The organism is Methylobacterium sp. WL119, from assembly GCF_008039875.1.
Taxonomy (GTDB): Bacteria; Pseudomonadota; Alphaproteobacteria; order Rhizobiales; family Beijerinckiaceae; genus Methylobacterium.
Window position 1 is genome coordinate 1 of record NZ_VRUU01000251.1, and the last position, 612, is coordinate 612.

The window sequence follows — 612 nt, forward strand, 5'->3', positions numbered from 1 at the left end:
GCCCCGGCCCTTCCCGCCTTGCCGCCGCGCGCCGGCGCCTGCCCGGCGGCCAACGCCGCGAGCAGGCCGGGCGGGATCGCCGCGCGTGCCGCCGCGAGCACGACGTCGTCGAGATTCGGCGATTCGGCCTGCTGCTCCGAGCCCGCCGCGTCCCCGTCGGGCTCCGGCGGGTTCTCCTGCTGCGGCGATCCGCGATCGTCGGGGGGCGGTTCGGAGGCTTCGGCGGGTTGCTCGGGAACCGGCATCCGCGTCGCCCGCGGGCCGAGCACGAGGGCTGCTGCTTCGACGAGATCTCGTTCCGCGAGCCCATCCCGTCCGTCGCGGGCGGCGATCAGCCGGGCGATCCGCACGGCGAGCAACGGCCCGCGCAGGGACGTCACGCCGAGGGCATCCGCGGCAGCGCAGAGCGCGGGGATGGCGTCGGACGCGTCGTCTGGTTCAGGCGTGGGTCGGGAGCGGTCGGGAGCGGTCGCGCCCCTCCCAACCCCCTCTTCCCTGCCGAAGAGCCCGCGCGCCTTCCCTCCTCCCAACGGATCTCGGACCTGCCCGAGATCCGCACCCTGTCTGCCCAAGTCGGGCAGGCCCGACTTGGGTGCGGGGGAGGGTGGGCCT

General features: G+C 76.0%; 1 pseudogene. It reads right to left on the bottom strand.

The features are described from left to right. A pseudogene (gene bchD / locus FV227_RS28695) lies at nucleotides 1–380 on the bottom strand (magnesium chelatase ATPase subunit D); the annotation flags it as partial. Between the last annotated feature and the right edge of the window lie 232 nt (nucleotides 381–612).